Origin of the sequence: Niastella sp., assembly GCF_045805085.1 — a bacterium.
Taxonomy (GTDB): Bacteria; Bacteroidota; Bacteroidia; order Chitinophagales; family Chitinophagaceae; genus Niastella.
In genome coordinates, this window is record NZ_JBJMLX010000476.1 from 1 (window position 1) to 9,268 (window position 9,268).

A 9,268-nucleotide genomic window follows, 5' to 3' on the forward strand; every position below is an offset into this window, starting at 1 on the left:
AGGCAGAAGGCAGAAGGCAGAAGGCAGAAGGCAGAAGGCAGAAGGCAGAAGGCAGAAGGCAGAAGGCAGAAGGCAGAAGGCAGAAGGCAGAAGGCAGAAGGCAGAAGGCAGAAGGCAGAAGGCAGAAGGCAGAAGGCAAAGAATTTTCCGCGGTGCAAGATCGCTTATTAATTGCAAATAATCACGAGCCATGTTTGCCGTCTGCCGTTTGCTATTCCTGGTCTACTGGTCAACAGGTCAACTGATCAACTTGTCAACCCACCTGACCAAAGTCAGGCGCTTATTCCAATTCTTTCTTAATTTTGCGGCCTATGCTGCTTTATAAAGAATTTACCTTTGATTCAGCCCACTTTTTACCAAATGTGCCCGAGGGGCATAAATGTAAAAATATTCATGGCCATACCTACCGGCTGCGCGTGTGGCTGAAAGGCAAACCTGATCCCAAATTTGGCTGGATCATTGATTTTGCGGAGCTGAAAACCATCATTAAACCGGTGGTAACCCAACTCGATCATAAACTCATGAACGATATACCCGGTTTGGAAAACCCCACCTGCGAGCTGATAGCCGTGTGGATCTGGGACAGCCTGAAGCCGGCATTGCCCGCCATGCATCGTATTGAGCTACATGAAACTCCTACTTCAGGAGTTATTTATGAAGGTGAATAGGCTTAAGCCTCGTGTTTTTTGAAGAAATTATCGAGCGAAATGGGGCCGCCTCCTTCAACCAGGAAAAAGATCAGCAACAACAACACAATGAGTGCAAAAGGCAGTTCAAAATTGCCAAATGAATCCCGTTGGGTGTTGATGAAGATTACAGCGCCCATCAGGATGGGTACATTCAGCAGGGCTGCCCACCGGGTTAGCAGACCGATGATAATAAGAAAACCGCCCAGCAGGTGCGACCAGGTTATAAAGATCACCAGCCAGTCGCTCCGGTTGGCAACCAGGCTGCCCCTGACCAGTTCCTGAAGTGTTGATGTATTTGCCAGGAAGAAGATTCCTTTAAAAAAGAGACACACCCCTAAAGCTACCCGCAACACAACCAGCCAGCTGGGGTGGTGTGTGAGGCTCCACCGTTGAATTTGTTGAAGCGTACCCATGGCAAACAATTTTAAAGATTTGTAAAAATTGCTAATGGGTAAACCTGTTAACTATTAACTGGTTTGCCCGTTAACCAATTAACGCTCTTTAAAGTTACACTGGTTTTATCAGTATAGGCCGCTGCCGGCATTAAAATTGAAATGTCAACAACTTGCTAAAACCCGCTCCCGTGCTAAAATATATTCACACATAAGGCGTTGTTAGCAAATTAGCCGACCTTTACGCCTTTCCGTAGAGCAACGAATGAATCACCCAAATAAGGCCTGGTGGCCTGCTGTTAAAAAATCAATTACCATGAAGAAATCTGCCCTCATTTGGACAGGCGCGTTACTAGTACTTTCCCTTTCAACTTTATCGTTCAGCATGTGCAAACCCGATAGTGCCAAAGGACAAACGGTCCCGGGTGAGGGAGATGGTAAAGCCAAAAGCGATACGGATATTGTAAAACCAACAGCTCCGCCGCTGGATACCGCTTTATTCATTGCTAAATTGAATTGGAACGCCAATGGCGATACTAGTGGCATGTGGCCGGTTAAAGGGGCCTATCCCAACGCAGGCGCTATTTTGCCCTTTAAACGCATTGTAGCCTATTATGGTAATTTCTACTCCAAAAAAATGGGTGTACTTGGTGAATACTCCGAAGATGTGGTCATTGAAAAATTAAACGGTGAAATCAAGAGATGGCAGGCGGCCGACACTACGATGGAGGTGATCCCCGCCATTCACTATATAGCTGCTACTGCTCAGGGCAGTCCGGGCGATGCCGGCAAATACCGCCTGCGCATGCCAACGGCCCAGATAGATAAAGCCATAAAGATGGCGCAGAAAATGAATGCGTTAGTATTCCTTGATGTACAAATAGCTTTAAGTACCCTGCCCGAGGAGATCCCGGTGCTGGAGAAATACCTGAAAATGCCAAACGTACACCTGGGTATCGACCCCGAGTTTTCTATGAAAACCGGTAAAAAACCTGGTTCGGTTATCGGTACCATGGATGCTGCAGATATTAACTGGACATCAGATTACCTGGCCAAACTGGTTAAAGCCAACAATCTGCCCCCCAAGATCCTGGTGGTGCACCGCTTTACCAGGGCCATGGTTACCAATTACAAACAAATCAAATTACAACCTGAAATTCAGATTGTTATGGATATGGATGGATGGGGACACCAGGCGCGTAAGTTCAATACGTACAAGCAATTCGTGTATAAAGAGCCTGTACAATTCACCGGTTTCAAGCTTTTTTACAAAAATGACCTGCGCGAAGCCAACAGCCATGTTTTAACACCTGCTGAAGTGCTGAAATTAAAACCACAACCTATTTATATTCAATATCAGTAAACATAGGTTGAAATAAAATATTAGTGAATGGTTCCGGCTAATCGGGACCATTTTTATTTGGAAGCATAAAAAGAAAATGCCCCCGGCGATATCGCCGGAGGCATTTTCTTTTTAAATATAGTTGATTACTCCACTTTCGTAATTTTCAATACGTTGGTAGGAATGTGCAAGTGAACCGGCGTACTACCTGTATTCACCACTACATCACCTGTTTTAAGGAAGCCCCTTTCTTTCAGGATCTTGATCTGATCGAACATGATCTCATCCAGGCTTTCTTCCTCATCATAAAAGAAGGCGCGTACGCCCCAGCTTAAGCTCAGCTGGTTTACCAGCGTTCTTTCTTTGGTGAAGATATATAAAGGCGAATATGGACGGTAGCTGCTGAGCACAAAAGCGGTGTAGCCGCTTTGCGTCATCCCGATCAATGCATCGGCCTTGGTATCTCTCGAGAGTTTACATCCATTATAACAAATGGCGTCGCTCAGGAATGAAGGCGAGTGGGGCAGCGGTTTCAGGTCCTCTTCGCGGTTATAGCGGTATTCAGTGCGTTCTACTTCCAAAATGATCTTGCGCATGGTTTCAACCACCAGGGCAGGGTGTTTACCGGTAGCGGTTTCACCACTCAGCATCACGGCGTCGGCGCCTTCCAGTACGGCATTGGCCACGTCGGTGATCTCGCTGCGGTTGGGTTTTACGCGGTCGATCATGCTTTCCATCATCTGGGTAGCCACGATCACCGGTTTGGCGCGGTGGATACATTTGCGAATGATATCGCGTTGCGCCATCGGAACTTTTTCAACCGGCAGTTCAACACCCAGGTCGCCACGGGCCACCATTACCCCATCTGATTCCAGGACAATGTTACGGAGGTCAACCAGGGCTGAAGGCATTTCTATTTTGGCAATAACTTTCGATTTGCTGTTGGCTTCGTGTAATCTTCTCTTCAGATCAACGATATCTTCTGCTTGACGTACAAAAGAAAGCGCTATCCAGTCAACCTGCTGGCCAATGATGAACTCCAGGTCAGCCAGGTCTTTTTCGGTTAAGGAGGGCAGAGAGATCTTGGTATCTGGCAGGTTTACGCCTTTTTTGGGAAGCAGTAAACCACCATAAGTAACTTGTACTTTAACATCGCCGGCTTTGGTAATTTCTGTTACCACTACTTCCAGCTTTCCATCATCAATCATGATCTTGTTGCCTACTTCCACATCTTCGTGCAGGTTAGGGTAGGAGACATAGATCTTTTCTTTGGTGCCCACTACTTTTTCTTTCGAAGTGAAGGTGAGAATATCGCCGGGCTCGATCAGCAGGGCGCCGTTCTCAATTTCACCCACGCGCAATTTGGGCCCCTGTAAATCGGCGAGTATGGAAATGTTGTATGGTTCTTTTGTATTGATGGCACGGATATGCTCAATGATCTGGGCTTTGTTTTCGTGGGTGCCGTGCGAGAAGTTCAGGCGGAAAATATTAACCCCTGCTTTTACCAGCTCCAGCAGTTTCTCATACGTGTCACAGGCCGGTCCTACGGTAGCCACGATTTTCGTTCTATGTATTGTATGTTGAATGCCTGCTTCCTTATCCATTTCATTGTGCAGGTACTTGGTAATATCTCTTGCCATTGTATTTGTTTCTTGATTCTAAAATTTCAGGTTTATTAAATACAGGATTTCAAGACTGGTCAAAACCGGTTAGCTTGCCAGGATCTTTACAATCTTGATCCATTCGTCACTAATCTTTTGTTTAGATTTTACGGCTCTTTCCAGCAGGGTATAATGCATGCGGTTGTTTAAAATGCCCACCATTACATTATGCCGGCCTTCGAGCAGCGACTCAACGGCTGCATAACCCATGCGGCTGGCAATAAGCCTGTCCAAACAAGTGGGCGAACCACCGCGTTGAATATGACCCAGAATGCAAACCCGGGTATCAGTTGTCGGAAGGCGTTCCTTCACCACTTTGGCTACTTCATTGGCGCCGCCAAACTCATCACCTTCAGCCACGACCACCATGTTCACCAGTTTTTTGCGGCGTTCTTTTTCCTGCAGGGAAGCTACCAGTTCTTCAATATCTGTTTTACGTTCTGGTATCAAAATGTGTTCCGCACCGGTGGCAATACCACTGTGCAGGGCAATATAACCGGCATCACGGCCCATTACTTCAATAATGAATAAACGGTCGTGCGCATCGGCTGTATCGCGAATTTTATCGATTGCCTCAACGGCAGTATTTACAGCAGTATCAAAACCAATGGTAAAATCGGTTCCGGCAATGTCTTTATCAATAGTACCGGGTAAACCAATACAGGGGATGTCGAACTCACGGCTGAAGATATCAGCGCCTCTGAATGAACCGTCGCCACCGATGATCACCAGGCCATCGATACCCAGTTTTTTGAGGTTGTTATATGCTTTCAGTCGTCCTTCGGGAGTAAAGAATTCTTTGCACCGGGCTGTTTTCAGAATGGTGCCACCGCGTTGGATAATATTGGCAACACTGCGCGAATGCATAGGCACAATATCATTATCAATAATTCCGCTATAACCGCGCATGATACCAAACACTTCCAATCCATAATAATTACCGGTTCTCACAACTGCCCGTATGGCGGCGTTCATACCCGGAGAATCACCTCCTGAGGTAAGGACACCGATTTTAGTCACCTTTTTTGCCATGAATAAAATCTGTTTTATTTAAAAATCTTCTGATCTGCAAAGGAATTTGTTAAAGGCTGTCTACCAACTTTTGGAAAGGCGGCCCAAAAATAAGGTTTTGTTTTGATACACGTATTAAGTACACACTCACTCAAAAAATCACTAAAATTGTTCTGTAAAATGATGCTTTTTTTGCAAAACACTATTTTTTTTCACCATTATTGCGCTTTTATACAGATAAAGACTTTAGCACACAGTTGCACAAAATCGCGTTCGGGGTTCAAGATAATGAATGTGTTATAAAGAATGGTGTAAAGAAATTGAGATTATTATAATTGAAATAAAACGAAATAATAAATTATCAAATGAAAGTGTTAATCACCGGAGCTAATGGTTTATTGGGGCAACACCTGACCAAATTATTACTCGATAAGAACTATCAGGTAGTGGCCACCAGCCGCGGCGAATCGAGGTTACCGTTTGAACCATCCGGTAATTATGCCTATCATTCAATGGATATCGCTAATGCGTTTGATACCTATGCCGTCATGAACCGGGAGAAGCCGGATGTGGTGGTGCATGCAGCTGCCATGACAAACGTTGATGAATGTGAATTACAACCTGAGCAATGCGACCGCATCAATGTGCAGGGCACTGCGCAGATATTGACAGATGCGGAGACTTTTAGCAGTCACTTCATATTCATCTCAACCGATTTTGTGTTTGATGGTGAGCAGGGAAATTACAGTGAAGAAGATGATACCCTGCCCATCAGCTTGTATGGATTTACCAAACTACAGGCCGAAAGCATGGTGCAAACAAGCGACATCCCATTTGCCATTGTACGCACCTGTTTGGTATATGGCAATTTAATAAAAGGCACCCGCAGCAATATTGTAAGCTGGGTGCGGGAAAGCCTGGAACAAGACAAAACCATACAGGTGGTTAGCGACCAGTTACGTACACCTACCTATGTGGGCGACCTGGCAAAAGGCATTGCGTTGATCATTGAACAAAAAGCAACAGGCATTTATCATATCTCAGGTAAAGACTGGTTAACGCCTTATGATATCGCCATTAAAACAGCGCAAAAATTTCAACTCGATGCAGGCAAGATCGTAAAGGTTGATGCGTCTACTTTTAAACAACCCGGTCGCCGCCCCTTAAAAACAGGGTTTGTTATTGAGAAGGCAAGGAAAGAACTTGGGTATGAACCTATGTCGTTTGATGAGGGGTTGGAATTAATGTTTCGAATTTGCTAATTGGTCTATTGTCTTTTAAGGAACACTTCCGCCATCATACAGCGTGCGCTGCCACCGCCATTGGTTTCAATGGTAGTCAACGGTGCATGCAGAATGCGGTTATAGCTTTCCAGTTTTATTATTTGTTCTGGCTGTAATGATTGATAAGCCTGGCTCGACATCACCAGCAATTTCTCCCCGGCTTTGTCGTGCACCTGCAACATGTTGCCGGCAAACCGGTTCATTTGTTCAAGGCTGATGCGGATCAGTTCCTTGCCCGAATTGCCGATCATTTCCTGCACCATTTTGTTTTCTTCATGATTGGGCAATGAATCAAGGCAGATCACTACATAGCGGTCGGCTACGCACATGATCACATTGGTATGATATACTGCCTGACCTCCGCCGTCAACGGACGTGAACAATACGGGCCGGTAGCCCATCTTTTTACAAAAATCATCCAGTACGGTTTGATGCGTGCGGGGCGAGAGGCAGGCATAAGCTATTTTGTTATCGCGATCCAACACCATGCTGCCCGTACCTTCCAGAAACAGGTTCTCCTTTTCATAACCAGTAAAATCAAATGTATTGGTTACAGTAAACAATTGTTGCAGGTGGTGAATAACCACAGGCTTGCGTTCCTGCCGCCGGTTTTCAGCAAACATGGGATATAAACAAATGGTCCCGGTTTCGTGAAATGAGATCCAGTTATTGGGAAAAATAGAGTCGGGGGTATATGGCTCGGGCGTATCATTGATAACGGTTACAAAAACGCCGTGAGAACGGAGCTGCGTTACAAAATTATCAAACTCCAATTGCGCTTTTTCCTGTGCGGCGGCATCGGCGCCTGCAACCTGGAAAGCATTGTTTACGGCCGTTTGGGCATTAAAGCCAAAATTCACCGGCCTTATCATCAAGATGTGTGAAGTGGTTTGCATAGAATAAAAACTGAAATATTAATCAATATCTTCTCTGAACAAAGGCATGCTCATACAATGAAAACCGCCCCGGGCGCGTGACAGCTCGGCCGATGGTATCAGTATCAACGTATCTTCCAACTCATCGGGCGTTGTTTCTTCTTTTTCAAACTGGTCAAGCAGGTCTTTAACATGAACAATGGTAAAACCAGCTTCACGGAATGCTTCAACCGTTTTATCATTGCGATCATAGCCCAGCACCACGCCTTCTTTCAATGCCAGCAGGTTGCAACTGTCTGTCCATTGTTCGCGGGTATCGAAGGGAAACTTATTGTTACCTGAATAAATGAATTTTACTTTCCCCTTGCATTCGAGGTCGTTCTCACTAATATCAGTCAACAGGTCTTCCAGGTTATCGAAGTAAACCGGGTTTTCCGGGTCTTTTTTCCTGAACTGGATGATCCTGATCTTGTCTTCTTTTTTATTGCCTTCCAGGATGCGTTCAATCGGATCGGCCCCTTCGTGTTTTATTACTTTTTTGCTAAAGGCGCCCAGCAGTACCCACATGTTCCGCTTTACCTGGGTGAAGATGGTATCGATATGCATGTAATCGCGGCGGCGGGGGATCTTAATGATCGTTATCTTTTTAACCACGTTCCTTTCAAACAACATATTCACTACCTGGTGGGCGGCTTCCATAGTGGTGCGTTCGCTTATTCCAACCAGTAAGTGATCTTTATGAACTACCATCACATCGCCGCCTTCGAGGGTTACCTTTTTTTCATCTCCATCGCGAGGTAATAAGAAATGGTGGGCGGTGTCGGGGATCTCCAGGATGTTATCGCGATAGGCTTCGAACAGGGGATGGTTGAAGAAAATGTATTTGGCCAGCAGGGCTTCCCGCAGGCGGGCGGTTTTCGCCGGTTTGTTCAACAACACATATTCATTGATAACAATGCCAATATCGCGGGTAAAAATAAAATTGGGAATGGGCGGAAAGATCAGCCGGTCGTCCTCGATAGTGCCGCTGATAATAACTTTCGATAGTTTGGCAGGAGATAGCTCAAGCAACTCGTTTTGGGTTGCGTAAGAACAGCCTTCCACCGCGCACACCGAAGCAACGAGCTTTAGCTTTATTTCCTGGTCGTTCAACACATCGGCCAGCAGCCATTCCAGCTCCACTACTTTTTCAGATTTATAAAATTCAGGTTTCTCGGGTTTATAAAAATCGCGGTTATTTTCAGGCGCATCAATCAGGTGCAGGCGGCCGCGGATCTTTTCGGGATCCAGGAAATACATCAGCACCTTGGTATAGTAATCATATTCTTTCTTCCGCATGGTTTCCAGGTGCACAATGTCCTCAAATAACCAGTCCTGCGCTTTAGACGGCACTACTTTGCCCAATCCGCTATCGGGACTATGTACTAATAATCGTCGTAACCGGCCTACTTCAGATGTTACCTGAACTACTTTCTTTTCTTTTCGGGACATGAGTATAATTAATTTGTTATATCAAAGGAAGAACGAGTAGGCAAGATAGCGAATCCGCTAAAATTAACACGAACGAATGTTAGTTTTTGAAATGAAATCTATTATCTTGCGGGCAGTTAATTAAATTCGTGATATGCAATTTCAACTTACCGAAGAACATTTAATGATCCAAAAAGCCGCCCGCGATTTTGCCCAGAACGAGTGTCTGCCAGGGGTGATTGAACGCGACGAGCATCAGAAATTTCCCCGGGAGCAGGTCTTAAAACTGGCCGAACTCGGTTTTATGGGCATGATGGTAAGTCCTGATTACGGTGGCGCCGGTATGGATACGATCAGCTATGTGCTGGCAATGGAAGAAGTGAGTAAGATAGATGCCAGTGTAAGCGTATGTATGAGTGTGAACAATAGCCTTGTTTGTTGGGGGTTGGAGAAATTTGGAACAGAAGAGCAAAAACAAAAATATTTAGTGCCGCTCGCCAAAGGAGAAATCATCGGTGCATTTTGTCTTTCCGAGCCCGAAGCCG

The 9,268-nt window shown here is 45.4% G+C and carries 9 protein-coding genes; 4 read left to right on the forward strand and 5 right to left on the reverse strand.

Annotation, left to right across the window (positions count from 1 at the left end; genetic code table 11):
* Window positions 1–311: 311 nt before the first annotated feature.
* On the forward strand, window positions 312–668 hold the full coding sequence (queD, locus tag ACJ751_RS24895) for a 6-carboxytetrahydropterin synthase QueD (protein WP_407748240.1): 357 nt from the start codon (window positions 312–314) through the stop codon (window positions 666–668).
* 2 nt (window positions 669–670) lie between these two features.
* Here the strand turns inward: queD and ACJ751_RS24900 are convergent, their stop codons facing one another.
* Window positions 671–1,102 (reverse strand): DoxX family protein, encoded by a 432-nt coding sequence (locus ACJ751_RS24900; protein WP_407748241.1) that lies wholly within the window; start codon window positions 1,100–1,102, stop codon window positions 671–673.
* Window positions 1,103–1,397: 295 nt separating this feature from the next.
* Here ACJ751_RS24900 and ACJ751_RS24905 point away from each other — a divergent pair, with 295 nt between their 5' ends.
* Complete coding sequence (locus ACJ751_RS24905) at window positions 1,398–2,444, forward strand: hypothetical protein (protein ID WP_407748242.1); 1,047 nt, start codon at window positions 1,398–1,400, stop codon at window positions 2,442–2,444.
* Between the two features lie 125 nt (window positions 2,445–2,569).
* Here the strand turns inward: ACJ751_RS24905 and pyk are convergent, their stop codons facing one another.
* A complete protein-coding gene (gene pyk, locus ACJ751_RS24910) occupies window positions 2,570–4,063 on the reverse strand; it encodes a pyruvate kinase (protein ID WP_407748243.1) in 1,494 nt (497 codons plus the stop codon).
* 69 nt (window positions 4,064–4,132) lie between these two features.
* Window positions 4,133–5,116: a 6-phosphofructokinase gene (pfkA, locus tag ACJ751_RS24915; RefSeq protein WP_014217274.1), complete on the reverse strand. Its 984-nt coding sequence runs from the start codon at window positions 5,114–5,116 to the stop codon at window positions 4,133–4,135.
* Between the two features lie 344 nt (window positions 5,117–5,460).
* Between pfkA and ACJ751_RS24920 the strand changes: the two genes are divergently transcribed.
* Window positions 5,461–6,357: an SDR family oxidoreductase gene (locus tag ACJ751_RS24920; protein ID WP_407748244.1), complete on the forward strand. Its 897-nt coding sequence runs from the start codon at window positions 5,461–5,463 to the stop codon at window positions 6,355–6,357.
* A 5-nt stretch (window positions 6,358–6,362) separates the two neighbouring features.
* Here the strand turns inward: ACJ751_RS24920 and ctlX are convergent, their stop codons facing one another.
* Window positions 6,363–7,274 carry a citrulline utilization hydrolase CtlX gene (ctlX, locus tag ACJ751_RS24925; RefSeq protein WP_407748245.1) on the reverse strand — a complete coding sequence of 304 codons (912 nt, stop codon included), beginning with the start codon at window positions 7,272–7,274 and terminating at the stop codon, window positions 6,363–6,365.
* Between the two features lie 18 nt (window positions 7,275–7,292).
* Window positions 7,293–8,744 (reverse strand): arginine deiminase family protein, encoded by a 1,452-nt coding sequence (locus ACJ751_RS24930; protein WP_407748246.1) that lies wholly within the window; start codon window positions 8,742–8,744, stop codon window positions 7,293–7,295.
* 133 nt (window positions 8,745–8,877) lie between these two features.
* Here ACJ751_RS24930 and ACJ751_RS24935 point away from each other — a divergent pair.
* Window positions 8,878–9,268, forward strand: a 391-nt coding sequence (locus ACJ751_RS24935; protein ID WP_407748247.1) for an acyl-CoA dehydrogenase family protein, incomplete at its 3' end; no start/stop codon positions are given.